Consider the following 26638-nt stretch of genomic DNA (forward strand, 5'->3'; position numbering starts at 1 on the left):
AAGAATCACAATGATGATCACCAATCGCTCTTCCTTTAGAATCTGGCAGTGCAGCATTCAACCGCGTTAAACTGTGATCATGACGACCTACGACACCTTCAAATCCCGCGCCGGCCAGGCGCTCCCCAAACTCGATGCGTCCGAGATCCGCAGGATCGAACGCTTCGGCGCGCGCGCCTGCTACCGCGACGGCGAGATGCTGTTCGAGGCAGGTCGCAGCACCTTCGGCATGTTCGTTCTGCTGGCCGGGAAAATCCGCATCAGCCGCTATGACGGATTGGGAAATACCTCGGTCATCACCGAACATCTGCCGGGCGAATTCGCCGGCGAAATGAGCCAGTTGTCGAACGCACCGTCGCTGGTCAACGGCCACGCGATCGGCGCCGTCGAAGTGCTGGTGCTGACCACGCAGTCGCTGCGCGCGCTGCTGGTGGCAGAGGCGGAACTGGGCGAGAAGATCGTGCGCGCCTTCATATTGCGGCGCGTCGAACTGATGGATAACGGCGCCAGCGGAGTCGTCCTGATTGCAACACCGGGCCATCCGCGCATGCACGCGCTGCAGGGCTGGTTGAACAGCAACGGGATTCCCAACAAGGTGCTCGACCCGCAGGCCGACGAGCAGGCGCGCGCGCTATGCGAACGCCATCACCCGCTGCCGGAGGACATGCCGCTGGTGGTGTGCCCCGACGGCAGTGTGCGCAAAAACCCGACGACGGTCGAACTGGGACGCTGCCTGGGCACCCTGCCGGAGCTGAACTCCAACCAGGTGTGGGACGTGATCGTGGTCGGCGCCGGGCCGGCCGGGCTGGCGACGGCGGTATATGCGGCTTCCGAGGGCTTGTCGGTGCTGGCGCTCGAGACGCGCGCCTACGGCGGCCAGGCCGCGGCCAGCGCCCGCATCGAAAATTACCTCGGATTCCCCACCGGGATCTCCGGCCGCGCGCTGGCCGGCCGCGCCTACGTGCAGTCGCGCAAATTCGGCGTGGAACTGGCGATCCCCGCGCCGGCCGGACGACTGGTGTGCGACAGCTACCCGCTGGAGGTGGAAATGTGCGGCAGCCTGCAACGGCTGCAAGCGCGCGCGGTGGTGCTGTCATGCGGGGCGCGCTATCGCCGCCCTTCCCTGGCCAACCTGACGCAGTTCGAGGGCAAGGGCGTGTACTACTGGGCCTCGCCGCTGGAGGCCAAGCTGTGCGCCAGCGAGGAAGTGATCCTGGTCGGCGGCGGCAATTCGGCCGGCCAGGCAGCGGTGTTCCTGTCCGGCTTCGCGTCAAGGGTGCATATGTTGGTCAGGAAGGACAGCCTGGCGTCGACGATGTCGAGCTATCTGATCGAACGGATCGACGCGACGCCGAACATTGTGCTGCACACGCACTCCGAGATCGTCGCACTGGAAGGCAGCAGCGAGGAAGGCTTGCGGCAGGTGCGCGTGCGCGACAACCGCGACGACGTCGAAACCGACTTCGACGTGCGCCGCCTGTTCCTGTTCATCGGCGCCGATCCGAATACCGGCTGGCTGGGCGACTGCGGCGTGGAAGTCGACGCCAAAGGCTTCATCCTGACCGGCTACGACGCCCCGGGCTGCGCGCTCGGAAGCCGCCAGGCCAGCCTGGAGACCAGCGTGCCGGGAGTGTTCGCCATCGGCGACGTGCGCGCCAACTCGACCAAGCGGGTGGCCGCCGCCGTCGGCGAAGGCGCCGCCGTGGTGTCGCAGATACACGCGTTCCTGGCGCGGCGGGAGACAGAGGGCTGACTCCGATGGACTGACCCGCGAATAACAAGGATCGCCGGCGCGTTTGGTTGTTTTACAGATAACACCATGCTACAGTTGGTCCATGCAAAAAATCACCCTGCTGCTTTGCTGCGTTGGCTTACAACTTCTCCAGAGCGCCCGCGCGCAGGAGGGGACGCCCGCCGCGCCACCGTCCGTCCGGCCCAAGGTGGCACTGGTGCTTTCCGGCGGCGGCGCGCGCGGCGGCGCCCACCTCGGCGTGCTCAAAATCCTTGAAGACCTGCGGATTCCGGTCGATATGATCGTCGGCACCAGCGCCGGCGCCATCGTCGGCGGCGCCTATGCCAGCGGCATGCCGCTGGCCGATATCGAGCGCGAGATGCAAACCCTCAGCACCGCCAACCTGTTTCACGACGTCGCCCGGCGCGATCTGTCGATCGCCCGAAAGGCGGACAACGCCGGCGCCTATGTCGGACCGGAGATCGGCGTCGGCCACGGTGGCGTGGCGCTTCCCAAGGGCGCCGTGGCCGGCGTGGCGCTGGAAGCGGTGCTGCGGCGGCTGACGGCGCGCCAGACGGCGACCAACTTCGATCACTTCCCCATTCCCTTCCGCGCCATCGCCACCGATGTCAGCGACGGCCAGATGATCGTGCTTGCCGACGGCAATCTGGCGCAGGCGGTGCGCGCCAGCATGGCGATACCGGCGGCGATCAACCCGGTGGAAATCGACGGCAGGCTGCTGGTCGACGGCGGCATCGCGCGCAACCTGCCGGTGGACGTGGCCCGCGCCATGGGCGCCGACGTGGTCATCGCGGTCAATATCGGCACGCCGCTGCTCCGGCGCGACGAGATCACGTCGGTGCTGTCGATGTCGGACCAGATGACGCGCATGCTGACCAACACCAACGTGCAGGTGTCGCTGCGCGAGCTCAGTGACAAAGATGTGCTGATCACGCCCAATCTGGCAGCGATCCAGGCGGCCAGTTTCGACCTGCTCAAGGAAGCCGAGGCCCAGGGGCTGGAAGCGGCCCGCGCGGCGACGCCGGAACTGCGGCGCTACGCGTTGAGCCCCGACGACTATGCCCTGCTGGCGAGCCATCGCAGCGGCGAACCAGCGCCCAAGGGGGTGTTGCTCAAAGAGGTACGCATCGCCGGCGCCCGGCGCGTGCCGGCCGATGCGCTGCGCGGCACAATGGAATCCCAGCCCGGCCAATTGTTCGATCCGGCCGTCGCCGAACGCGACATGCGCCGCCTGTATGGGCGCGGGGACTTCGAACATGTCGGCTATGCCGTTACGCCGCTGCACGACGGCAGCCACGTGATGACGACCACCGTCACCGAAAGGTCCTGGGGGCCGCAGTACCTGCGCCTCGGATTGGGTGTGTCGACCGACTTCGAAGGCGATTCCTTCTTCTCGCTGCGGGCTTCGCACCGCTGGACGTGGCTCAATTCCCTCGGCGCCGAGTGGCGCAACGAGGTGGAGATCGGCCACACCGACCGGCTGGGCACCGAATGGCGCCAGCCGCTGACTCCGGCGCAGCGCCTGTTCGCCACCGTCTACCTGGCCGGCGAACGCACGCCGCTTGACGTCTACACCAAAGGCGACCGGCTGGCGCGCTACCGTCGCGAGTCGGTCACCGCCGGCACCGACATCGGCGTGCCGCTGGCGGAATGGGGCGAGGCCAGGATAGGCTATTCGCGCGGCCACGCAAGGCTGCTGGCCGATACGAGCCTGCTCCCCACCCTGCTCTATCCCAGCGCCCGCACCGCCGCCATCCAGGCCCGACTGCGCGCCGACACGCTGGACAACCTGGCCTTCCCGCGCTCAGGCTTCGAGGCCGATGTGCAGGTGTACTCGTCGCGCACGGGCCTGGGCGCGAGCTCCAGCTATGACAAGCTGTCGTTCTCGGCGCGCACCGCCGTCGCGACCGGGCCGCACTCGCTTCAGGGCGGCGTCGAAGTACAACGCAAAATGGGCGGCAACCCGCTGCCCGATCATGAGTTGATCGCGTTCGGCGGTTTCCTCAAGCTATCCGGATACCGCACCGGCGAACTGCTCGGCAACAGCCTGCATTACGGGCGGCTGGTTTACAACTACCGCATCTCGCGCCCCGGCCTGCTTGACGGTGCCTACATCGGCTTGTCGGCGGAACTGGGACGGATGGGCGAGACGCTCGATTCGGTCGACGGCGTACAGAACGTGCGCAGCAACGCGCTATACGTCGCCATCGACACGCCGCTCGGGCCGATCTATCTGGGCGCCGGCCGCGCCTCGCGCAACAAGACGGCCTTGTATCTGTTGATTGGCAAACCCTAGCCGGTACCCGAAACCTTCAGCCGACGATATTCAGGCCGCCGTCGACATACACGGTGCTTCCGGTGAGCCGGTGCGCGTAAGGCGTCGCCAAAAACGCGCAGGTGGCGCCGACATCGTCGATGTCGACCAACTCGCCCAGCGGCGCGCGTTCCACCGCCTCGTTCAGCAAGCGGTCGAAATCCTTCAGGCCGGACGCCGCGCGGGTTTTCAACGGCCCCGGCGAAATCGCGTGCACCCGGATGCCGCGCGGTCCCAGCTCATAGGCCAGATAGCGGCATGACGCCTCCAGCGCCGCCTTCACCGGCCCCATGACGTTATAGTTGGGCACCACCTTGTTGGCGCCGTGATAGCTCATCGCGAACATGGAGCCGCCGTCCGTCATCAGCGGCGTCGCCAGCCTGGCCATCCGCACGAACGAGTGGCACGACACGTCCATCGCCTGCAGAAAACCATCGAGCGAACAATCAAGCAAGCCGCCCTGCAAATCCGACTTGGGCGCGAACGCGATCGAGTGGACCAGGATATCGAGCTTGCCGTGCACCGCCAGCGTCGCGAACAACGCTTCGAGTTGGCCAGGTTGCGTCACGTCCAGCGGCAGCAGCTGCGCGTCGATCTGCGCCGCCAGCGGCGCCACATGCGGCAGCGCCTTGTCATTCAGATAGGTCAGCACCACGTCGGCGCCCGCCTTGCGGAACGCCAGCGCGCAGCCCCAGGCGATCGAGTGCTCGTTTGCCACGCCGACCACCAGGGCGCGCTTGCCGGCCAAAATGGGAAACACAGTTTCGGTATTCATGCATCCTCCAGCACCGCCAGCGTGTGGCGGGCGATCATCAGTTCCTCGTTGGCCGGCACCACCCACACCGCCACCTTGCTGCCGGCGGCGCTGATACGCGCCACGCCGCGCGGATTGGCGTCGTTGGCGGCCCCGTTCAGCGCCACGCCCAGCCAGGCGGCGTCGCGGCAGACGGCGGCGCGCAGCGCGACGCTGTTTTCGCCTATGCCACCCGAGAACACCAACGCATCCAGCCCTCCCAGTGCTGCAGCCAGCGAACCGAGTTCGCGGCCGATGCGGTAGACCATCAAGTCGATCGCGGTCCTGGCGCGCGGATCGTCGCTGGCCTCCAGCGTACGCATATCCGCCGAGATGCCGGATACGCCCAGCAGGCCCGATTCCTGGTACAGCAGTTTTTGGACGGACGCCACGTCCATGCCCAGTTCCTCGATCAAATACAGCACCACACCCGGATCGAGGTCGCCGCAGCGAGTGCCCATCGGCAGGCCGTCGACGGCGGTAAAACCCATCGTGCTGGCGACGCTGCGCCCGGCCGACATCGCGCACATGCTGGCGCCGTTCCCCAGATGCGCGGCCACCACCTTCGCGCCGGCCAGGCCGGGGTCCGCCTGCGGCAGGCGGCTGGCGATATATTCGTAGGACAGGCCGTGGAAACCGTAACGGCGGATGCCCAGATCCGTGATCCGGGGCGGCAGCGCGAACGCCTGCGCCTGCGCCGGCTGGCCGACATGGAAGGCGGTGTCGAAGCAGCCCACCTGCGGCACGTCGGGCGCCAGCGCCATCATCGACCGCACCGGCGCCAGGTTGTGCGGCAAGTGCAGCGGCGCCAGCGGAACCAGCTTGTCCAGCTCCGTCACCACGGTTCGATCCAGCAGCTGCGGCCCGCTGCAGGCGACGCCGCCATGCACGATGCGATGCCCGACGGCCGCCACGCGCCTGCCATCGAGATGCGTCTGCGCGAAGTCGATCAGGAAGCGCATGCCGGCCTCGTGATCGATAGGCGCATCCGCCCAGCTACGTTCGCCAACCTTCGCGCCCTGTGCATCCTGTGCGATAAATCGTGTGACGCCGGCATACAGGTTCTCGATCTTGCCGCGCAGCGCCGGTTGCAGCGACGGACCGTCGAACAGCGAGAACTTGATGCTGGATGAACCGGCGTTGATGACGACGATCGAATCGTTGGGCGCCATCGCCTCAGACTCCGGTGGCGGCGACCAAGGCCGCCTTGCTGTGCACCAGCAGCACCGCCACCGCGCACGATGCCAGACGCGCCTCCACCGAATCGGCGCGGCTGGTCAGGATGATGGGCACGCGCGCGCCCAGCACGATGCCGGCCGCGCCGGCGCCGGCCATGAAGGTCAGGCTTTTGGCCAGCATATTGCCCGCCTCCAGATCCGGCGCGATCAGCACATTGGCCTGCCCCGCCACCGGCGACACCAGGTTCTTGATCGCCGCCGCCTCCGGATCGATGGCGTTGTCCATCGCCAGCGGGCCGTCGAGGATGGCGCCGGTGATCTGTCCCCGGTCGGCCATCTTGCACAAGGCCGCCGCGTCGATGGTGGACGGCATCTTGGCGCTCACCGTCTCGACGGCGGCCAGGATCGCCACCTTGACCGGATCGAATTTGAGCACCAGCGCCAGGTCGATCGCGTTTTGCACGATGTCGACCTTCTCGGCAAGACCCGGATTGATGTTGACGGCGGCGTCGGTGATGATCAGCGGTTCGCCGCGTCCCGGCACGTCCATGATGAAGCAGTGGCTCAGGCGCCGCGCGGTGCGCAGGCCCGTGTCGGCGGCCACCACGGCGCCCATCAGTTCATCGGTGTGCAGGCTGCCCTTCATCAGCGCCTGCGCCTTGCCCTCGCGCACCAGCTCCACCGCGCGCGCGGCCGACGCGTGGCTGTGCGGTGTATCGATCAGGGTTAGCGCGGAGATGTCGAACTTGGCCGCGTCGGCGGCTTGGCGGATGCGCGCCTGCGGTCCAACCAGGATCGGCTTGATCAACCCCATGTCGGCCGCATCCAGCGCCGCCTCCAGTGCGTTGCGGTCGCATGGATGGGCGACTGCCACCGTCACCGGGCCGGCGCTGCGGGCGGCGGCGATCAGACGGTCGTAGTTCGGGTGCGTGGATTGCTGCCGGGTCGATGCATTCATTGGGGCTCCTGGAGGATGACCCGGCAGATGATAGCAATCCATGCAAAAAACGCAACCGCCATTTTGTGCGGTGCGGCATACCGTTAGCGCCCTATACAGACATCGTTACTGGGGCAGCCCGGTCGTGGCGATGTCGGTGCCCGTATAGAGCAGCAGGTTGGGCGAGCCGGTGCCGGCGTTCCACACCTTGTTGGGGGTGGCGCGCGACTTGATCAGCTGAGCGACCTGGCTCGGGATCAGCGTTGGCTGGGCCTGGAGCAGCAACGCGACACTGCCAGCCACGTGCGGCGACGCCATCGACGTTCCGCTCATCGTGGCCACGGCCGTATTGCTGGAGATGCCAGCCGACGTGATGGACGAGCCGGGAGCAAAGATGTCCAGGCAGCGTCCCCGGTTGGAGTAGGAGGCACGCGCATCGTTGCTGCCGGTGGCGCCGACGGTGATGGCCGACGGCTCGCGGGCCGGCGAACTGGTGCAGGCATCCACATTGGAATTGCCCGCCGCGACCGCCACGCTGATGCCGCGCGACACCACATTGGCCACGGCCCGGTCCAGCGTGGAGGAGATGCCGCCGCCGAGCGACATGTTGACCACGGCCGGACGTACGCCGTTGGCAGCCACCCAATCCAGGCCGGCCAGCACGCCGCTCATGCTGCCGGACCCATCGCAGGCCAGCACCCGCACCGGCACGATGCTTGCCCCTTTCGCGATGCCGTACGTGGCGCCGGCCGCCGTGGCGGCGACGTGGGTGCCGTGGCCGTGGCAGTCGTTGGTGCCATTGCCATCGGCAATCGCGCTATAGCCTGCACGGACCCGCCCGCCGAAATCGACATGGGAGGCGCGCACGCCGGTGTCCAGCACATAGATTTGCACACCCTGGCCGGTGGCCGCGTAACTGTAGGCGCCATTGAGCGGCAAGGCGCGCTGGTCGGACCGGTCCAATCCCCACGGCGCGCTGGTTTGCGTGCTTTGGGTATGCGTCACAACCATGTCGGGCTCGATGGATTCCACCAGCGGATGGCGGCGGATGGCTTCCAGGTAGTGGGCGCTCGACTTGGTCGGCAGCGTCACCGTGAAGCCTTTGACGGCGTGTTCGTAGACGAAGTCCGGACGGGTGCCGGAACCATTGGCCAACGACTCGGCGTGCTGCTTCACGGCGCCGGCGCCGGGCTTGAAGACGATGATGTAACGGGTGCGCTCGGCTTGCGGGGACCGCTCCGAAGGCTGGGCGATCGCCGGCGTGCTCAGCACGGCGCCGAGCAACGGAACCATCACTACGGTGGACAGGGTGACAAACGTGCGGCGCGCAGCGGCGCCTTGCTTCTGCAACATGGTTTAGCCTCTATAACATTGATAGAGGCCGGCAAGGAATGTAGTCCTTAGACGGTAGCCCAGCTGCCATGGCGCGGACTGCGCTGTAGGCCTGAAGCTTTGCGTCCCGAGGCTTTCGCCTGGTTTGCCCTCTGGTTTCAATGAGAGCGAGGTTACCACGAAGACTTGCGGCACAAACACTTAATGCGATAAGGACAGCCGGATTTCCGTGGCATGTCGCCTGCACACAACTAGCTCATCTGTAGAGGCCCAACGCCTGCCGCAGTCTAACGGCGCAAGCCATACCATGCGCAAGCGATGGTCGGAACACCGAGCGCGACGGCGGAGACGTAATCCCACACGCCGTCGCCCAGCAACGCGGAAATCAGGCCGATCGCCGTCAGTATCGCCAGCGCGATGGGCGCTCCCCACATGCGACGGAAGGAACTCGCGCTCATCGCGCCTCCCCTTCGGTGGCATAGGCGGGCTCGCGCACTTCCGCGACCACATCATCATCCTCTTTGCGCAAAGGGGCCTTGGCCTGCACGCCCCGCTTCAACCACAGATACAAACCGCTGCCCAGCACAAAGATGGTGGCGATATCGAGCATCGCCCACAGGAACTGCATCCACGCGCCGCCGTAGTCGCCGAAGTGCAGCGGCTGCGACACCAGCAGCGCCGTCAGGTACCACGGCAACGCGCGGCGATCGGTGATCTCGCTGGTTTGCGCATCGATCAGCACCGGCTTGTACAAGCGCGACGTCAGCGCCTCGCTGCCATGCATGAAGATGCCGTAATGATGCGGGCTGGAGAACGCGGTGCCCGGAAAGGCGACGAAGGCCACCTGCATGCCCGGCTCGGCGGCAACGGCGTTGTCCATCGCCTTTTGCATCGAACCCAACTTGCCCGGCAGCGGCATATTCTTATACGGCGCAATCATCGCCGCCATTTCGGTGGTTTGCCAGTACTTCACCAGCAGATCGGCCCAGGTGTTGATCATGCCGGTGGCGCCCACCACCAGCGCCCACGTGAGCGTGACGATGCCCAGCATATTGTGCAGGTCCAGCCATTTGACGCGCGGACCGCGCTCGCGCCGTACTTCGCCGAATTGCAGCTTGCGCATGAACGGCGCGTACAGCACAACGCCGGAAATGATCGCCACCACCAGCAGCAGCCCCATGAAGCCGAGGAACAATTTGCCCCACAGGCCGGCGTACAAATCCACGTGGAGGTGGAACATCACGCCCAGGAATGTGCCTTCGAAACTCGGCTCGCCCAGCACCTGCGCGGTGCGCGCATCGACGGCGACCGACTTGAAGCCCTCGTCGGTCGGATGGTCGCCCATCGTCAGGTACCAGATCTCGCGCTCGTCCGCCTCCTGCGACATGTACATCACCAGCTTGTTCGGGTAGCGCGCCTTGGCGGCGGCGATGACGGCGTCAAGATCGGCTTTGGGCGTGTCCGGCGCCATCTTGGGCGCCTCGATGGCGTTGCCTAGCAGGTGGTCGATTTCGTGGTGGTAGATCAGCGGCAAGCCGGTCAGGCACAGCAGCAGCATGAACACGGTGCAGACCAGGCTGCTCCACTTATGAATCCAGGCCCAGCGGCGAACGGTAACAGGTGTCATTATGAAAGTGATTCGGCAAACCGGAAATTACAATGATAATGCAAATCACTCTCATTTAGTAGCGAAACTGCGGCGCACAGCGCTATAATTGAGAATCGCTCTCATTTACTTACCAAAAATTAAACGAATCATGCACACTCCACATCTGAAATTGTCCCCTTTCGCGCTTGCCGCAATGCTTATGGTCAGCGCCGCCGGCGCGCAGAGTCAAACTGCTTCGGTAGCGGCCGATACTGCCGAGGGCAAGATCCAGACCGTCGTCATCAGCGCTTCGGCGGATGCGTCCGCCGAAGGGTTGACCAAGGATTACGCCGGCGGCCAGGTCGCACGCGGCGGCCGTCTGGGCCTGCTCGGCAATGTGGACATGATGGATACACCGTTTAATACGCTGAACTTCACGCAGGCAGTGATCCAGGACCAGCAGGCGCGCAGCGTCGCCGACGTGCTGCAGAACGATCCGTCGGTGCGCGTCGCGCGCGGATTCGGCAACTACCAGGAGCTGTATGTGATTCGCGGCTTCCCGGTCAACTCGGATGATCTGGCCTATAACGGTTTGTTCGGTTTGCTGCCGCGCCAGTTCGTCGCCTCCGAATTGCTCGAACGCGTGGAAGTGCTGCGCGGCGCGAACTCCTTCATCAACGGCGCGGCGCCGGGCGGTGGTGGCGTCGGTGGTTCGATCAACCTGCTGCCCAAGCGCGCCAGCAACAACCCGCTGACGCAGCTGACGGTCGGCGTCGATAGCGGCGGCCAGGGTTACGGCGCGGTCGACATCGGCCGCCGCTTCGGCGAGAACGGCAACACCGGCATCCGCGTCAACGCAGTGCGCCGCGACGGCGACACGCCCATCGATGGCGAGAAGCGCGAGTTGTCGGTGGCGTCAGTTGGTCTGGACTTCCAGGGACGCGGCTTCCGCCTTTCGGCCGATGCCGGCTACCAGAACCACAATCTGCAAGGCGCGCGTCCGAGCGTGACCGTCAACAAAGACGTCGCCCTGCCCTCCGCCCCGGACTCCGACAGCAACTGGGCGCAGAAGTGGACGCACTCGAAGGAGCGCGACACCTTCGGCACGCTGCGCGGCGAAGTCGATCTGGCCAAGGACACGGTGGCGTGGGCCGCAATGGGCGCGCGCAGCGGCGACGAGTCCAACATCATCGCCGAGCCGACCATCAGTAGCGCCGCCGGCGCGGCAAGCATGTACCGCTTCGACAACGTGCGCCACGACAGCGTGCGCACCGGCGAGATCGGCGTGCGCACCAAGCTGCGCACCGGCGCCATTGGCCATAGCCTGAGCGCGACCGCGTCGGGTTTCTGGACTGAGTCGCGCAACGCCTACGCGTTCAGTAACTTCGCCGGCTTCGCGACCAATATCTTCAACCCGGTCGATGTCGCGGCGCCGTCAACCGACTTCTTCGTCGGTGGTTCCATGAGCGATCCAAAACTGACCGCCAAGTCCATCCTGTCCAGCTACGCGCTGGCGGACACGCTGTCCATGCTGGACGATAAAGTGCTGCTGACGGTCGGCGTGCGCCGCCAGACTATCAAATCGGACAGCTACGACTACAACTCCGGCGTCTCGCTGTCGCACTACGACCAGAGCAAAAACACGCCGATGGCCGGCGTTGTTTACCGTCCAGTGAAAGCGGTGTCGCTGTACGCGAACTACACCGAGGGCCTGCAGCAAGGTGCGGTGGCTTCCGGTGATGTCGACAATATCGGCCAGGCGTTCGCGCCGTACGTATCGAAGCAGAAGGAAATCGGCGTGAAGTACGATGTCGGCACCCTGGGCGCCAGCGCGGCGGTGTTCAGCACCAAGCAGCCATCGGCGTATGTGCAGGACCGGATCTTCGGCGTCTTCGGCGAACAGCGCAATCGCGGTCTGGAGATGACCGTGTTCGGCGTGCCGACGCGCGGCCTGCGTGTGTTGGGCGGCCTGACATTGCTCGACGCCGAGCAGCGCGTTACCGCCGGCGGACTCAATCAGGGCAACGATGTGATCGGCGTGCCGAAGACGCAGGTGAACATCGGCGCGGAATGGGATGTGCCGGGCGTGCGCGGGCTGAACCTGAATGCGCGGGCGTTGTACACGTCGTCGCAGTATGCCGACGGCGCGAATCGGCAGGAGCTGGCGTCGTGGAGCCGTTTGGATATCGGTGCGAGTTATGTCGCCACTATCGCCGATCGCAAGGTCACCTTACGCGCGCGAGTCGATAACGTGGCTGACAAGAGCTACTGGGCGTCGGCCGGTGGTTATCCGGGTTCGGGGTATCTGGTGCTAGGTTCGCCGCGTACCGCGGTGGTGTCGGCAACGGTGGATTTTTGATGTGAATGCGCGAAGTTTGTAGCGGATGCTTCGGAAAGAAAGCCCGAATTCTACATGGTCGGACCGGTCTTGCGACCGGCCGGTTCCGCACCCCAAAGCGGTCGAACAAGATATCTAATTCTTATTATCTGTTATTTTCTCAAAGTCATCAAAATGAACATGTTCATCGTTATCTTCTTGCATATTGATTACCCAAATTGACCGTTGATCCACAAAATGCACCTCATGGATGTTTAATAATTGAACAATTTGATTAAGCCAAGCTTTTAATTTTTGCGACATTCGTTGCATGTCACGTTCTGTTTTGTATGGATTTGTGGCGTGTAACAAGCCGTTACAGAGCTCATAAGCATCTCGAAATTCACCAGGCGTAAGATAACCGTCTCCAAGACTTTCATGCACGAACGTGCCATCGACCTTTTTCTTAATACCGCTCTTGATCGGGACCGGATAATAGTTTACGTTGATCTTCGCAAGGTCGTTGAGTAGAAGCTTGGCATTCCACGTCTTAGAGAAATTGTCATACGTCTTTGCGCACAAATTTCGGTTTGCAATTAAACTTCCAAACGCGATTCGTTCAAGTATCTTCCTGATTTGAAGCGCTGCTGACTCTACTGCTGGTTGAAAATAAACAGCACTTCCGGTCGATCCCAAGAAGTGCTGCGCTACAGCCACGCGTCGCTTGACTTCCTCCATCTGGCGACCGTAGAGCTCAATGGGACTCAAAGCTTTCTTTTTCAATGCTTTCTCTTTTTTTGATCATCTTCAAATGGCGCTAATGGCCGGCGACCGTTATTCCCGGATTAGAGGACGAGCGTCACGCCTTTTGGGCCAGCTTGGTAATCGATACGCCAACGCCCAAGCGGAATCTCCTCTAGAACGTCCATCAAACGTTTGTCATCGAAATACAGTGGCCCAGGGATATTGAACCTAGCCGCATAATTCGTTCCCTGCTGGGACATGTAGTCCATCTCAATTTTGAAGTCCTCAATCGTGCTAAATTCCTTCAGCAGTCCAGCGCGAAGCGCCACCAACTCTCGTCCGTCTCCACCACGTTGCTAATCAAAATGTTTAGCTGGGCGGTTTCATATACTTCTGTACTCATGACTATTTTTTTACTTTTTTAAAGACACTCGCACAGCGCAACAACGAGAATTTAGTGGGCGTCTGCTGTTGGCCATCAGCTGCAGGACGACATTAAACATCGCGGGGTAATTTCGACACCCATTCTTGAACCCGTATGAGAATAGGAGCAAGCTCCGGTACGAAGCCATCCTCATCATGCCACTGAGCGATGTCTAAATCCATAGCCAAGCTCTCAATTTCCTTAGTCAAGTCATACGGCATCGCTTCCAATGCTCGACCGTTTCCACGAATCGAATCCGCGAGGGCTCGCGCAGATGCCTGATGTGCTTGAACAAGGTCCAGCTTCGCTTGAATACGATTGATTAGAGATTCGTTTGACATTAATTTTGTAGGTCTGCTTCTGGCCGGTTGCGGCAGTCTATACACAACGAAACTGAACTTCGGCAGATGCATAAGTGCCGTAGCTCGAGTCTTTTCCTGTGCTGCCTACCGGTTCCACTTGCTTCCCTTTCCCCGAGCAAAACTTAGTCGCGTCTTGGAACATTCGGGCTTTAAGTGCGCTGCTGGAGAAATCGGTAAAATTGCCGAGCCCACCGATCATATACAAATTCTGGCCTATCTCGACCACTCCATCCGTGCGTGTTGTAGCGCAACCCATTATCGAGGAAGCGACTAAACACGCGCCGAAAGCAGAAGTAAAAAAGTTTTTCATTGTCGGGCTTCTCTCTAAGTAGCAAAATTACGTCAGGCCGCTCATGGCCGGAAAGCGCCAGCTATGCGTAAGCGCTAGTGTAGCCTCCAAGAATGCGTTGTAGGCGAATACGTCATGAATGGTGTGGTCTGGCTATTTTCCGGCGTAATGTCCGCAGGCAGTTCTATTTCTACTGACAGCTGCTCCACGAAGTCGAGAACAGCATCATGCTCAGTAGGCCCGGAAATCTCTCGCGGGGATATATCGAGCTCGAGCTGCCAATCAACGAAGAAATGGCAATTGACGCTTACTTCGCCGAGCATCACCGACAGCAGATGACTGCCCTCGCGATTAGCGAAAAGAGCTTGGCTTCCGGGGAACTGGGCATAGCTACCATCAAAGCTATAGGCAAGCTCATATTTGCGAACTAGCGAATCAAACCGTTCCCACTGCTTTGGCCCCATTTGTTGGATATAAACGTCCCGGAGAGAGCCGTCGTCAGTCCATAAATAAGGAGATGTATCGAATACAGGTCTCATTAGTTTAATGCTCACGTAATGTGAAAAGGTCCGCTTGTCGCCGCACTCGGCAATGAGCAAGGATACCATCTCGTCCAGAAAGAAAGCTCGCCAATCTCGTCGCATTCAACTCCCTGATGCGAGTGGCCGGGAGCACTCGATACCGCTGTCACCCCCGCCGTCCAGGGCCGCAGTCATATCGCTCGCATCGTCAGCGATCACCACGCGGTCACGGCCGGCCTGCTTGCCTCGGTAGAGCGCCGTGTCGGCACGGTCCACGTAGTGCTCGAACGTTTCGCCCGGCTGGCTGGTGGCGCAGCCGATCGTCACGCTGATCGAGAGCGGCCGGCTGTCGTCGGAGATCCGCAACGCCTCGACCGAGCCGCGGATGCGCTCGGCGATGGTGGCGCCCTGTTGGGCGCCCCTGACGGCATAGATGCTTGCGTTGCAGGCGCGAGGAGGAAACGTCGGGTTCTTGGCGCGTCGACCCTTTTGGTAAGGATATCATATTGCCAAAAATGAAAGGGGCACAGTTTCTCCAGATGGAGCCTTGTTTGGCCAACGTCCTCGATACCTCAACGTGTATGCGGGCGTCAGGTCAAATATCGCGGCCCAGTGTGCTTCCAACCCTTGATCGCGCCTGATTCTCTCCGGAGCATCGTAGCAATCCAGTAAATGCCACTCTGCCTCGTCGCGGAGCCAATGATCGAAGAAGGAAAATGCAATTTTCTGCTTCCCGCCGTGGATTCTTTTTCCAATACTTTTTCTAAATGAGGAAATTTCTGGTGAATAAGCCACGTTTTTGGATCGACGCACGCGATAAGATCTTCATGTCACCACTTGTGGCTTAATGCGGCTTTATCGAACATTTGGCGGCCAAAACCGCGCCCCGACCCCGACAATCTGACAACTCCTGAATTCGATAAAATGGCGTACTGGATCCCGTAGACAGGGCCGACTCCAGTAAAAGTGTTTTGACACCACGCGACAAAGATGCGCTTTTCGTCTGTCGCCATCAACTCTTCGAAGCGTAAAGAAGGTGAAGTACCACAATATCACCGCCATCGACGGACGTGATAATCGGTATTGACCTATTAAGGGTGAACCCAGGAGTTTGCGCGCTGGCGACGGACGTAGCACCAAGAAAAAGCAAAATAATTGCCAAATTAATCTTTGTCATATTGTTCGGTTTTTCTTGGTGTGCATGCCTGTGTAGGCTTTGGCGGAGCTTGGCGGATTACGCCTCGCTAATCCGCCCTACGTGGTTCAGATTGGCGCGGAGGTCTCGGCTCGCATCACGCGAAGCTTAGTAGATTTCGCGGCGCAGGCGCTGCATTTGCATGTCGTGACGCTCGACCCAGCGGCGGGCTTCGTCCAGCTGCCATTCAAGGCGGCGGATGTAGTCGATCAGCTCGCGCCGCTCCTGCTCTCGGCGGCGCTCTTGTTTTTTGCTCTCTTCGTTGACTTGGCGGTCCTTGGCGTCCTGCGCGCCGCGTATGTCGCGTTCAAGGCGACCCAGGCGCCGGTTGGCGTCGTACAGGCGACTTTCCAGATCGTTGACGTCGTTGAGTGCCTGCGCGCGTTTCATCGCCGCCACTTCGAAATCCTGGCCGCTGACGTAGGCGCGCTTTAGCTGGTTCCGCAGCTCGCCACGGCACACCTCCACCGCCATGCCGGTGTTGGCGCGCCCGCGTTCGAAGGCATTCTCCGGCACGCAGTATTTGGCGTTTTGCTCTTCCCACGCCTTGGTGTAGACATCGCGCGTCGACGGGATGACAAACACGCCGTCGCGCGAGGCGCTGGCCATGCGTTCTTCCAGCATGAACGGTTTGCCATAGCCGTCTTCCAGGCCCGCCGAGCGCCAGTGGTCGTCAAGACGCTTTTCCCAAGCCTTGCGGTATTCGGATTCGAACACCTTCAACCCTTTTCGACGCGCCTCTTTGCCGCGTGTGCCGAACTCCTTGCCGCTGACGGCATCCTGCGCGCCGAGGTTGCGCCAGTAGTTGACGATCTCCGCGTTCCATGCCGTGCGATACACTTCCTCCTGCACCTGCACACCGGCGTCGCGCGCGGCTGCGGCGCGGTCGCGGAAGCGGCTGTCCGGCGTGCCGTTGCGCGCGTCGGTGAATCCGGCGTCCTGCCAGAAGGTGCGGTTGCCGGCGTGCCAGCCGTTGGTATAGGCCGCTTCGTCGAAGCGCAATTGCGCGGTGGCGGCACGCGCCCGGCTGTCCTCCTTCATCGTCAGCGGCAGGCCTTCGGCGCCTTCGCGCTTGCCGATGTCTTCCCAATATTGGGAGTTCCCCTTCAACCAGCCCTCGTCGTAGGCCGCCTGATTTAGCGGCGTTTTACGCTTGCGAACTTCTTCGCCGGCCGCCCGCACCGCGTACTGCGATTGCTGCAATCCCTTGGCGCCGTCGATGGCGCCGACGGCCGACCACATCTCCCGGTTGCCCTGCTCCCAGCCGGCCGTGTAGCGCGCGCCGGCATCGGCGCCGGCGGGCTTTTTGTCGTCGCCGTGATCGTCGCAGAAGTCCTTGCGGTCGGCGAAGGTCGGCGGCGCGCCGTCAAGGCCGTCCGTCCGGCCGATCTGGTTCCAGTCTCCGGTCTTGCAAGCTTCTATGCGCTGCTTCATCGACGCGCCGCAGCCTCCCAGCACCAAGGGCAAAACAAGCATCATCGGCAGCAGGCGGGCAATAGAGATCATAAGGTTCACGAATGAGTTTTTAGCGGCGAGATTATAGACCCGTAGATTAAATAGATGATAATCTTCGAGTGTCTAAATAGAAAGATCAAAATCTTGCGCGTACTCGCTATCGATGCCTTCCGTGGCATCACCATCCTGGTCATGATCTTTGTGAACACGCTGGCGGGCGTGAGCGAAATGCCGCCCTGGATGGGACACGTGGCCGCCGGCGTCGACGGCATGACCTTTCCCGATGTCGTCTTCCCCGCCTTCCTTTTCATCGTCGGCATGTCGATACCGTTCGCGATGGCCCAGCGCCAGGCGGCGGGCGACAGCGGCTGGAAGTTGTGGCGCCACGTGCTGGCCCGCGCCGCCGGGATGCTGGTGTTCGGCGTCTTCATGGTCAATGCGGAAGCGGGCTACAACGAGGCGGCGATGGGGATGACCATCCACGTTTGGTCGCTGCTGTTCTACGCCTGCGCGATACTCGTATGGGCGGTCTACCGCTTCGAAAACAAGCGGCTGGTCCTCGCGCTGCGGCTGGCCGGCATCGTGGGACTTGTCGCGCTGGCGCTGGTTTTTCGCGGCGGGCCCGATGGCACCGAGAGATTGTCGCCGCAATGGTGGGGCATACTAGGGCTGATCGGCTGGGCGTACTTGTACGCGACCATCGCCTGGCGACTGACGCGCGCGCGTCCGCTGCCGATCGCGCTGACGATCCTCGCCTGCGTGGCCTGGTACTGTGTGTTCAACACCAATGCGGCGCAGCCCTCGGCGCTGTGGACGCTGCTGGGCGCGCAGTCCGGCAATGCGATCCACACCGCCATCGCGCTGTGCGGCGTGCTGACAACCACGATCTTCTTCTGCGATGGCCGGCCGCGCGCGCAGCCTTTCGGCAAGGCGCTGTTGTTCGCGGCGGTACTGGCGGCGCTGGCGTTCGCGCTGCGTCCCTGGTTCACGATATCGAAAATCGCCGCGACCCCGAGTTGGGCGCTGTACAGCGCGGCGATCTGCGTGCTGCTATTCGCGTCGATGTACTGGCTGGTTGACTTGAAACAGCAGCGCGGCTGGGTCGCGTTTTTCCGCCCGGCCGCCTCCAATCCCCTGCTTACCTACATCCTCCCGTTCATCATCTACGCGCTGATGGAGACGCTGAACCTGGCTTTTCCTTCCGTGCTGGGCGCCGGCATGCCGGGACTAATCTGGGCGTTGGTCTACGCCCTGGTCGTCCTGGCGCTGGTCGCTGGCCTCAACCGCCTGCACATCAAACTGCAACTCTAACAAACATCCATGCGCATAAATTCAATCGACGCCGTACGCGGCCTGACCGTGGCCGCCATGCTGCTGGTGAACAACGCCGGCGACTGGTCAAACATCTACCCCTGGTTCGAGCACGCGCACTGGCACGGCTGCACGCCGGCGGACTTGATCTTCCCCACGTTCCTGCTGATCGTCGGCGTGTCGCTGCACCTGGCGCTGGGCCGGCAGCTGGACGCCGACGCCGGTCCGCTCGCGCGCAAGGCCCTGGCGCGCACGGTGCTGCTGCGCGGTGCGCGCATCTTCCTGCTCGGTCTCGCCCTCAACGCCATCTCCACGCTGATGATGGACGGACGGCCATTCCGCCTGCTCGGCGTGCTGCAGCGGATCGGCATCTGCTTCGCGGTGGCGGGCCTCTTGGCCATCTACGTGCGCGGCGCGCGGGCGCAGTGGGCCTTCCTGGCCGCGATACTACTCGGGTATTGGGGAATGCTGGTCGCCGGCGGTTCGCTGGAGCCGAACCTGAATCTGGCCGACCGCATCGACAGCGCGCTGCTCGGCCCACTGTCCTATCAATACGATGCGGCGACGGGACTGGCGCACGAACCCGAAGGCATCTTGAGCACCTTGCCGTCGCTGGCGACGGTCATCCTCGGTTTGCGCGTGGGCGACTGGCTGCACGCAGGCCGGATTCGCCAGCTCGCCATCGGCGGCGTCGTGGCGCTGGCCCTCGGCGGTGTGTGGTCGCTGCTGCTGCCCCTGAACAAACAACTGTGGACGTCATCGTTCGTGTTGTGGACCGGCGGTTACGGTATGCTGGCCATCGCGCTGGCGTATCAGCTGGTCGACGTGCGCGGCTGGCCGCCACTAGGGCGCGCGATGGGCATCAATGCCATCGCCGCCTACGCCGGATCGTGGGTCGCCACCTGTCTGCTAGCCTACAGCGGCGTCTTGGCGCCGCTGTATCAAAATGTGTTCGCCACGCCGATTGCGCCGCTGCTCGGGCCGGCGGCGGCGTCGCTGGCTTTCGCGGCGTGCTTCACCGCCGTCTTCTGGCTGGCGGCGGTGTATGCGGAAAAACGTGGTTGGCGCGTCACGATTTGACCAATTTTGCTTCTAATCCAGATCAAGAAGAAAGCAATCATTCGCTATAATCCAACGTCCTTAACAACACTGAAGAAGGCTTCGGATGATCAAGCGTTTGCGTAGTTCCATCGCGGCCAGCGTGCTGCTGCCGTTGCTGGCCTGCCTGTCCGGAGCGGCCGTGGCCGACACCTTCGAGACCATCGAGTCGGCGCCGCTGAAGGAGGTTTGGCTTAATGGGGGCTTTTACTCGTATCACTTCGACCGCGATAAGGATTTAAACGATAGTAATCCGGGCCTGGGGGCGGAATATCGGTTTTCGACCGTGGCGTCGGCGACCGCCGGGCGTTTTTATAACAGCGACCGCGCGTATTCGAACTATATCGGCGTGTATTACCAGCCGTTCAAAGTCGGCCCGGTGAGGCTGGGGGCGGTGGTGGGAGGGTTTAACGGCTATCCGAAGATGCGCGATGGCGGCTGGTTCCCGGCCGTGATACCGACCGCCAGCTTTGAATATAGAAGCGTGGGGGTGAATGTCGCCTTTGTGCCGAAGTATAAGGATCGGTTGTATGGGGCGCTGTCGATACAGCTGAAGTTGAAGGTATTCGATTAAAAAACACGCGGTAACCCGCCAACGATGGCAGGTTACCGCGCATATCACATCAATGCCGCGACTTCGACGATACCGCGATCTGGTCGAGGATGTGCTTGGGCACCGCCGCGTAGTGCTTGAACTCCATCGTGTACGTCGCGCGCCCTTGCGTGAGCGATCGCAACGTCGTCGAGTAGCCGAACATTTCCGCCAGCGGCACCAGCGCCCGGATGATCTTGCCGCCGCCGCCGGGAATCTCGTCCATCCCCTGCACCATGCCGCGCCGCGCCGTCAGGTCGCCCATGGCATTGCCCATGAACTCTTCCGGCGTTTCCACCTCGACCTGCATCATCGGCTCCAGCAGCACCGGGTCCGCCCGCTTCATGCCATCCTTGAACGCCATCGAGCCCGCCATGCGGAAGGCGTTTTCGTTCGAGTCGACATCGTGGTACGAACCGAAAGTCAACGTCACCTTGACGTCCACCACCGGATAGCCTGCCAGCACGCCGCTGCGCAAGGTTTCCTGCACGCCCTTGTCGACGGCCGGAATGTACTCGCGCGGCACCACGCCACCCTTGATGGCGTCGACGAACTGATAGCCCTTGCCCGGCTCCATCGGTTCCAGGGTCAGCACCACGTGGCCGTACTGACCCCGTCCGCCGGACTGCTTGACGAACTTGCCTTCGACATCGCTGGCGGCCTTCTGGATGGTTTCGCGGTAGGCGACCTGCGGCTTGCCCACCGTCGCCTCGACGCTGAACTCGCGCCGCATGCGGTCCACCAGAATCTCCAGGTGCAGCTCGCCCATGCCGGACATGATGGTCTGGCCCGATTCTTCGTCCGTGTGCACGCGGAAGGACGGATCCTCCTGAGCCAGGCGATTGAGCGCGATGCCCATCTTTTCCTGGTCGGCCTTGGTCTTCGGTTCGACCGCCTGCGAGATCACCGGTTCCGGGAAGATCATCTTTTCCAGCACGATGACGTGATCCGGCGAGCTCAAGGTGTCGCCGGTGGTCACGCCCTTCAGGCCGACGGCGGCGGCGATGTCGCCCGCGTACACTTCCTTGATCTCCTTGCGCTCGTTGGCGTGCATTTGCAGGATGCGGCCCAGGCGCTCCTTCTGGCTCTTGGTCGGGTTGTAGACCGTGTCGCCGGAATTGACCACGCCCGAATACACGCGGAAGAACGTCAACTGGCCGACGAACGGATCGGTCATGATCTTGAAGGCGAGCGCCGAAAACGGGTCGGCGTCGCTCGGATGCCGCTCGATCGGGTTGTCGTCCTCGTCGGTACCGGCGATCGCCGGCACGTCGAGCGGCGACGGCAGATACTCCACCACCGCATCCAGCATTGCCTGCACGCCGCGATTCTTGAACGCGCTGCCGGCCAGCATCGGCACGATCTCGTTGCGGATGGTGCGCAGGCGCAGCCCGGTCTTGATCTCTTCCTCGGTCAGCACGCCGCCGTCCAGATACTTCTCCAGCAGCTCGGGCGTACCTTCGGCGGCGGCCTCGACCATCTTGTCGTGCCACTCCTGGGCCAGCGACTGCAGATCGGCGGGAATATCCTCGTAGGTGAACTTGACGCCCAGGCTCTCGTCGTCCCAGTTAATGGCGCGCATCTTCACCAGATCGACGACGCCATGGAAATTATCCTCGGCGCCGAGCGGAATCTGGATCGGCACGGCCACGCCCTTCAAGCGGTTGGCCACCTGTTCGCGTACGCGGAAGAAGTCGGCGCCGACGCGGTCCATCTTGTTGACGAAGGCGATGCGCGGCACTTTGTACTTGTTGGCCTGGCGCCAGACGGTTTCCGATTGGGGCTGCACGCCGCCGACCGCGTCATAGACCATGACGGCGCCGTCGAGCACGCGCATCGACCGTTCGACTTCGATCGTGAAGTCGACGTGGCCCGGCGTGTCGATGATGTTGATGCGGTGCTCGGCGAAGTTGCCGGCCATGCCTTTCCAGAAGGCGGTGGTGGCGGCCGAGGTGATGGTGATCCCGCGTTCCTGCTCCTGCTCCATCCAGTCCATCGTCGCGGCGCCATTGTGCACCTCGCCGATCTTGTGATTGACGCCGGTATAAAACAGGATGCGCTCCGTCGTGGTGGTCTTGCCAGCGTCGATGTGCGCGCTGATGCCAATGTTGCGGTAACGCTCGATGGGGGTCTTGCGGGTCATCACAAATCTCCTTGAACACTTCGTGTCTTTAAGCCTTGGGTAGTCTCAAGTGCGGCGATAGTTGCCGAAATCAAGCCCGGAAATACTTTCCTAATGTGCGACATACCTAACGGCAAGTAATGTAGTCTGTGTAATAAACTGCAAGCTTACATCTCACCTGGAAAAAATGCATGGTACTCCGACGTAAAACCGCCCTCCTCCTCTCCTTAGGCATGGGACCGGCTCTGGCTTTAGCACAGTCCGCACCGCCCCAGGCCGCCGATCTCGAATTGCGCATCGAACGCTGCGCGGTCCTTGGCGACGCCAGCGCCCGCCTTGCCTGTTACGATGGCCTGGCCCGCACCACGCCGACCAAGCAGGCCGCCGGCGGCGCCGCCGTCGGCGTGCCGGACCCTGGCAACGACAGCAAGATCGTCAACGGCGCGGTGGTGCCTGCCAGCACCCAGCCGGCCGAACCGCCGGCGGCGCCGGCCGACGCGCCGATCCCGGCCAAGGTCGCCGAACTGACGACCATTCCGCCGCAGGACAAGGTCTCGCGCATGGTGCAATGGTGGGAGCTGGACCGTTCGGCCAAGCGCGGCGTGTTCAACTTCCGGCCGCACCGCGACAACTACCTGTTGTTGGCCAATTACAGCACGAGCAACAACGATACGCCGTTCCAGGAATTCTCGCCCGATGGCCTGAAATCCAAGCACGTCGAATTGATGTACCAGCTTAGCTTCAAGATGAAGATGATCGAGCAAGCGTTCGGTTGGCCGGTCGACCTGTGGTTCGGCTACACGCAGGAAAGCTTCTGGCAGGCGTACAACCGTTCCGAATCGAGTCCGTTCCGCGAGACCAACTACCAGCCCGAGCTGATGTTGACCACGCCGCTGGCGCTCAATCTGGGCGGCGTCGACGTGCGCTTCCTGACGTTGGGTCTGGTGCACCAGTCGAACGGCCAGACCTCGACCTTGTCGCGCAGCTGGAACCGCGTCTATGCGCAGGTGGGTGCCGAGAAAGGCAACTTCGCGGTCAATTTCCGCCTGTGGCACAGGCTGGATAATGCGCGCTCGGACAACGACAACATCGACATCACCGATTACCTCGGCCATGGCGATTTGAACGCCAGCTATCGTTTCGACGGGCATGAATTGTCGGTGACGGCGCGGCGCAACTTCCACACCAACCATGGCGGCCTGCAAGCCGGCTGGGCGTTCCCGGTGTCGGCCAACCTGAAGGGATATGTGCAAGTTTTCAGCGGTTACGGCCAAAGTTTGATCGACTATAACTATGCGCAAAAATCCATCGGCGGTGGTTTCAAGGTCGATTTTTGATGTAGTGCCATGCGGGATGCGTTGAGTCTCTCAACGCCCCGGCGAACCGCGCAGGATGCGCGCCGGTAGCAGCACCACGGCGCGCAGCAGTTCGAACACCCCCTCCACGCCGATCCCGATCAGCCTGAACGGCAAGGTCAGCAGCCAGAACAGCGGATACAGCAGCAGCGCCAGCAAGGCCAGCGGCCAGCAGAGAAACAGCAGAACCAGCCACAGCACAAAACTCAGCATGAGACGCCCCCGATCCAGTGATGCGATTGACAATGCTGTCACTGTAGAAGGTAGGGGCGTTGCGGGCAATTTCCGTGCGACCGACTGCGTTTAAACGCGATCAATCGCAGGAATTAGGGGATAAACGGCGGAGAAAACCGGACTGTATCAGCCCGGCTACGGGCCCGGCTACTGGCCCAGGCAGATAATCTTGGTGACGTACTCGTGGGCGTTCGGCTTCTTCTTGCCGGCCCAGGCGATCGCCTCGTTGGCCTGCTCGATGGTCAGGATCGACGCCTTTTCCTTGGACTTGATGAAGGACACGCCCTCAAAGGCACCCTCCTTGCTGCGCATGACTTTGGCGAACACGGGCGGTTTGGTCTCGCCGTCGGCGATCTTGTTTTGCTGGATGAGGTAGCGCTGGTCGTTCTGTTCCATATATCTCTTTCTGTAAAAGACGAAATATACGCTCCAGAACGACCTTCGTGGGGACTTTTTAAGCGTAGGCGGCGATGCCCGTAGCCGGCTGCGTCACGGTCTCGTGCAGGATTTCGGCGCGCAGCGCGGCCTGCAGCGAGGGGATCGAGCCCCCCGCGCGGTACTGGAAGCTGACTTGCAGCACGTCGCCCTGTTTGGCCTTGATCGGCGTCGCAAGCGGCAAGGTCATGTAGTGATTCAGCCAGTCGATGGTGGTCGAACGCTCGGCCACCACGGCCAGCACGTTTTTGGTCACGAAGCGCATGGCACTGATTTCGCCGGCCTTCTCGATGACGAACTTGCCCTGCCAGGCGTAGGCCAGCTCGTTGGGCTGGTTGAAGTCGATGATGCTGTAGACGGCCGGCTGCGCCGCCTCGACGGTGCCGGGATAGACCACGTTGGTCTCCTGGAACTGGACGATGGGCGCGTAAAAGCCCTCGAAGTCATACTCCTGCTGCACCGGCTGCACCGCCATGATCACCGCTTCCGGCAGGAACACCGGCAGCGGGCCGCCGAAGCGCTCCAGGTAGCGGCGCTTGAACGACTCGATCACCTCGACCTGCTTTTCGCGCAACATGGCCACGTGGATCATCTCGCAGATGACGACATCCACCGGCTCCGGCGGCAGGTATTCGAAGGCGTCCGCGTGCACCACCTCGACCTTCTCGCCGTTGGGATTGAGCGCCAGCATCTTGCGCGCCTCCTTGACCATGTCCGGGTTGAACTCGACGCAATACACCTTCTCGGCCTTGGCCGCAGCGAACCAGGACAGCACGCCGGTGCCGCCGCCCAGCTCGAGCACTTTGGCGCCGGGCTTGACCGCGTAATCGATGGCCGACTTGAAACCGTGCATACGGTTCTGATCCATCAGCATATTGTGATGGTAGTGGACTGGAATGAATTGCCCCAGATAGCAGCTTTCGATTTCGCGTTCGTTCAGCATGGTTTCCCTTGGTTGTGGCGCATTGTGCTTTGATGCAATACGGTGAACCTATTATCGTGAAGATTGTCCAACTATAAATGGGGGAGCTAGGTGGGAAACCCCTGCCAGTTCTGCTTATTCGCAAGAAAGTTATCAGAAACCGTATTCAATTATATTATAGCGACCCGCTGCACGAAAGTTGGGCATGACGTCAAGACTTGCGAACTGCCTCATTTGATATATACTGCCGTCTCAAAGGAGACAACTCATGTCAAATCCCAAGACCGTTGCAAAGCATGCGGCAGCTTCCAGCGCTGCTCGCATTAAAGCCACAGCGGCGACCTGCGGCAACTTTGCCCTAGCGAGCACCACGGCGCCGGAGGACGCCCGCCACAGCGCCACTATCGTCGCCGGTGAGCAGCTTTATCGCGTCGATCCACAGGCGCGCATTGCGATGATCAGACAGGGTATTCCTGCGTCGATGATCGGCAACCTTTCGTCGCGCATGGGCATGAGCAAGGAAACTTTGCTGTCCAGTCTGGGCTTGTCGCGCGCGACGATCAGCCGCAAAGAGAAGGACGCCACAGTGTTGTCGAAGGATGAATCGGAACGGGTCCTAGGCGTCGAAACCCTAATTGGCATGGTGCAAACCATGGTCGAGCAGTCCGGCGATCCGACCGGGTTCGACGCCGCACGCTGGGTGTCGGCGTGGCTCACCAAGCCATTGCCTGCGCTGGCTGGCGAGACGCCGGCGAGTTACATGGATACCTTCGAGGGCCAGAAACTGGTCGCCGAGTTGCTGTCTATGAGCCAGAGCGGAGCCTACGCGTGAGCGTGCCGGTCTGGCGGATCGCGGTCGAGGCACCAACTTACGCAGCCAATGATTTGAGCGGCACCGGCGCCAAGACGACGGGCGGGCGTTGGAATAGCAAAGGTACAGCGGTGGTCTACTGCGCCGCGAACATCGCTCTGGCCACCCTTGAGACGGTCCATTATTTGCGTGGCGGCAGCCTACCATTCAATCGCTACCTGGTGCGCATCGACATTCCGGATGACGTATGGGCCGCGCGCCATGTGCTCGCGCCGCTGCCCGGCGGATGGGATGCGGTTCCAGTTGGAATGAGCGCCAGGGCGGCGGGCGACGCCTGGATTGCGGCTGGCGCGACGGCCCTCCTGCAGGTGCCATCGGTAATCGTACCGGACGAATACAACATACTGATCAATCCGCTGCACGGCGACGCTGCCGCCGTCGTCGCGACCACCCTGAAGCGCTGGATCTATGACCCCCGGTTCCTTGCCTGACTAAGCAATCCTGGCGCCGGGGCGGTTGGAAAGTGCAGCGCCACAGGCGTTACCAAAGCCGAACC

At 62.1% G+C, this 26638-nt stretch carries 25 protein-coding genes and 1 riboswitch; of the genes, 9 read left to right on the forward strand and 16 right to left on the reverse strand.

What is annotated here, in order from left to right; translation table 11 throughout:
• Window positions 1–79 precede the first annotated feature (79 nt).
• Together NHH73_16740 and NHH73_16745 are read left to right on the forward strand one after the other, a co-directional pair.
• Window positions 80–1753 carry an FAD-dependent oxidoreductase gene (locus NHH73_16740; GenBank protein USX24274.1) on the forward strand — a complete coding sequence of 558 codons (1674 nt, stop codon included), beginning with the start codon at window positions 80–82 and terminating at the stop codon, window positions 1751–1753.
• 82 nt (window positions 1754–1835) lie between these two features.
• Window positions 1836–4049, forward strand: coding sequence for a patatin-like phospholipase family protein (locus NHH73_16745; GenBank protein ID USX24275.1), 2214 nt, complete (start codon window positions 1836–1838; stop codon window positions 4047–4049).
• Window positions 4050–4065: 16 nt separating this feature from the next.
• Here the strand turns inward: NHH73_16745 and fabI are convergent, their stop codons facing one another.
• The 6 genes from fabI to NHH73_16775 all read right to left on the reverse strand — a co-directional run bounded on the left by fabI (window position 4066) and on the right by NHH73_16775 (window position 9934).
• Window positions 4066–4842, reverse strand: a complete 777-nt coding sequence (gene fabI / locus NHH73_16750) for an enoyl-ACP reductase FabI (GenBank protein USX24276.1) — start codon at window positions 4840–4842, stop codon at window positions 4066–4068.
• Window positions 4839–6032: an acetate/propionate family kinase gene (locus tag NHH73_16755; GenBank protein ID USX24277.1), complete on the reverse strand. Its 1194-nt coding sequence runs from the start codon at window positions 6030–6032 to the stop codon at window positions 4839–4841. The genes fabI and NHH73_16755 overlap by 4 nt, the downstream gene beginning before the upstream one ends.
• Window positions 6033–6036: 4 nt before the next feature.
• Window positions 6037–6996 (reverse strand): phosphate acetyltransferase, encoded by a 960-nt coding sequence (locus NHH73_16760; protein USX24278.1) that lies wholly within the window; start codon window positions 6994–6996, stop codon window positions 6037–6039.
• A gap of 105 nt (window positions 6997–7101) precedes the next feature.
• A complete protein-coding gene (locus NHH73_16765; protein ID USX24279.1) occupies window positions 7102–8328 on the reverse strand; it encodes a S8 family peptidase in 1227 nt (408 codons plus the stop codon).
• A gap of 50 nt (window positions 8329–8378) precedes the next feature.
• A riboswitch (cyclic di-GMP riboswitch) is annotated at window positions 8379–8467 on the reverse strand.
• 127 nt (window positions 8468–8594) lie between these two features.
• A complete protein-coding gene (locus NHH73_16770; GenBank protein USX24280.1) occupies window positions 8595–8765 on the reverse strand; it encodes a hypothetical protein in 171 nt (56 codons plus the stop codon).
• Entirely contained in the window at window positions 8762–9934 is a 1173-nt protein-coding gene (locus tag NHH73_16775; protein ID USX24281.1) for a PepSY domain-containing protein, read from the reverse strand. The genes NHH73_16770 and NHH73_16775 overlap by 4 nt, the downstream gene beginning before the upstream one ends.
• 130 nt (window positions 9935–10064) lie before the next feature.
• Between NHH73_16775 and NHH73_16780 the strand changes: the two genes are divergently transcribed.
• Window positions 10065–12254, forward strand: a complete 2190-nt coding sequence (locus NHH73_16780; GenBank protein ID USX24282.1) for a TonB-dependent siderophore receptor — start codon at window positions 10065–10067, stop codon at window positions 12252–12254.
• A gap of 114 nt (window positions 12255–12368) precedes the next feature.
• Here the strand turns inward: NHH73_16780 and NHH73_16785 are convergent, their stop codons facing one another.
• The 6 genes from NHH73_16785 to NHH73_16810 form a co-directional block, all read right to left on the reverse strand.
• Entirely contained in the window at window positions 12369–12995 is a 627-nt protein-coding gene (locus tag NHH73_16785) for a hypothetical protein (GenBank protein USX24283.1), read from the reverse strand.
• A 62-nt stretch (window positions 12996–13057) separates the two neighbouring features.
• Window positions 13058–13285 (reverse strand): hypothetical protein, encoded by a 228-nt coding sequence (locus tag NHH73_16790; GenBank protein ID USX24284.1) that lies wholly within the window; start codon window positions 13283–13285, stop codon window positions 13058–13060.
• Window positions 13286–13451: 166 nt separating this feature from the next.
• Complete coding sequence (locus NHH73_16795) at window positions 13452–13721, reverse strand: hypothetical protein (protein ID USX24285.1); 270 nt, start codon at window positions 13719–13721, stop codon at window positions 13452–13454.
• A 405-nt stretch (window positions 13722–14126) separates the two neighbouring features.
• Window positions 14127–14675: a hypothetical protein gene (locus tag NHH73_16800; protein USX24286.1), complete on the reverse strand. Its 549-nt coding sequence runs from the start codon at window positions 14673–14675 to the stop codon at window positions 14127–14129.
• Window positions 14676–14918 (reverse strand): diguanylate cyclase, encoded by a 243-nt coding sequence (locus tag NHH73_16805; GenBank protein USX24287.1) that lies wholly within the window; start codon window positions 14916–14918, stop codon window positions 14676–14678.
• Between the two features lie 937 nt (window positions 14919–15855).
• Window positions 15856–17253, reverse strand: a complete 1398-nt coding sequence (locus tag NHH73_16810) for a DUF2799 domain-containing protein (protein USX24288.1) — start codon at window positions 17251–17253, stop codon at window positions 15856–15858.
• Between the two features lie 93 nt (window positions 17254–17346).
• On the opposite strand from NHH73_16810, the gene NHH73_16815 reads away from it, so the two are divergent.
• The 3 genes from NHH73_16815 (at window position 17347) to NHH73_16825 (ending at window position 20185) form a co-directional block, all read left to right on the forward strand.
• Window positions 17347–18513 carry a DUF5009 domain-containing protein gene (locus tag NHH73_16815; GenBank protein USX24289.1) on the forward strand — a complete coding sequence of 389 codons (1167 nt, stop codon included), beginning with the start codon at window positions 17347–17349 and terminating at the stop codon, window positions 18511–18513.
• A 9-nt stretch (window positions 18514–18522) separates the two neighbouring features.
• Window positions 18523–19593: a heparan-alpha-glucosaminide N-acetyltransferase domain-containing protein gene (locus tag NHH73_16820; protein USX24290.1), complete on the forward strand. Its 1071-nt coding sequence runs from the start codon at window positions 18523–18525 to the stop codon at window positions 19591–19593.
• Window positions 19594–19678: 85 nt separating this feature from the next.
• Window positions 19679–20185, forward strand: coding sequence for a hypothetical protein (locus NHH73_16825; protein ID USX24291.1), 507 nt, complete (start codon window positions 19679–19681; stop codon window positions 20183–20185).
• Between the two features lie 49 nt (window positions 20186–20234).
• Here NHH73_16825 and fusA read toward each other — a convergent pair whose 3' ends face one another.
• Complete coding sequence (gene fusA / locus NHH73_16830; GenBank protein ID USX24292.1) at window positions 20235–22346, reverse strand: elongation factor G; 2112 nt, start codon at window positions 22344–22346, stop codon at window positions 20235–20237.
• A gap of 269 nt (window positions 22347–22615) precedes the next feature.
• Here fusA and NHH73_16835 point away from each other — a divergent pair, with 269 nt between their 5' ends.
• Window positions 22616–23662: a phospholipase A gene (locus tag NHH73_16835; protein USX24293.1), complete on the forward strand. Its 1047-nt coding sequence runs from the start codon at window positions 22616–22618 to the stop codon at window positions 23660–23662.
• 30 nt (window positions 23663–23692) lie between these two features.
• Here NHH73_16835 and NHH73_16840 read toward each other — a convergent pair whose 3' ends face one another.
• The 3 genes from NHH73_16840 to NHH73_16850 form a co-directional block, all read right to left on the reverse strand.
• Window positions 23693–23893, reverse strand: coding sequence for a hypothetical protein (locus NHH73_16840; GenBank protein USX24294.1), 201 nt, complete (start codon window positions 23891–23893; stop codon window positions 23693–23695).
• 168 nt (window positions 23894–24061) lie between these two features.
• On the reverse strand, window positions 24062–24310 hold the full coding sequence (locus tag NHH73_16845; protein USX24295.1) for a hypothetical protein: 249 nt from the start codon (window positions 24308–24310) through the stop codon (window positions 24062–24064).
• A gap of 58 nt (window positions 24311–24368) precedes the next feature.
• The gene (locus NHH73_16850; protein USX24296.1) at window positions 24369–25292 is read right to left on the reverse strand and encodes a methyltransferase domain-containing protein; all 924 of its coding nucleotides are present in this window, start codon (window positions 25290–25292) and stop codon (window positions 24369–24371) included.
• Window positions 25293–25539: 247 nt separating this feature from the next.
• Here NHH73_16850 and NHH73_16855 point away from each other — a divergent pair, with 247 nt between their 5' ends.
• Together NHH73_16855 and NHH73_16860 are read left to right on the forward strand one after the other, a co-directional pair.
• Window positions 25540–26103 carry an MbcA/ParS/Xre antitoxin family protein gene (locus tag NHH73_16855; GenBank protein USX24297.1) on the forward strand — a complete coding sequence of 188 codons (564 nt, stop codon included), beginning with the start codon at window positions 25540–25542 and terminating at the stop codon, window positions 26101–26103.
• A complete protein-coding gene (locus NHH73_16860; GenBank protein USX24298.1) occupies window positions 26100–26573 on the forward strand; it encodes an RES family NAD+ phosphorylase in 474 nt (157 codons plus the stop codon). The genes NHH73_16855 and NHH73_16860 overlap by 4 nt, the downstream gene beginning before the upstream one ends.
• The last annotated feature ends 65 nt before the right edge of the window (window positions 26574–26638 follow it).

It is taken from the genome of Oxalobacteraceae bacterium OTU3CINTB1, from assembly GCA_024123955.1.
Taxonomy (GTDB): domain Bacteria; phylum Pseudomonadota; class Gammaproteobacteria; order Burkholderiales; family Burkholderiaceae_D; genus Rugamonas.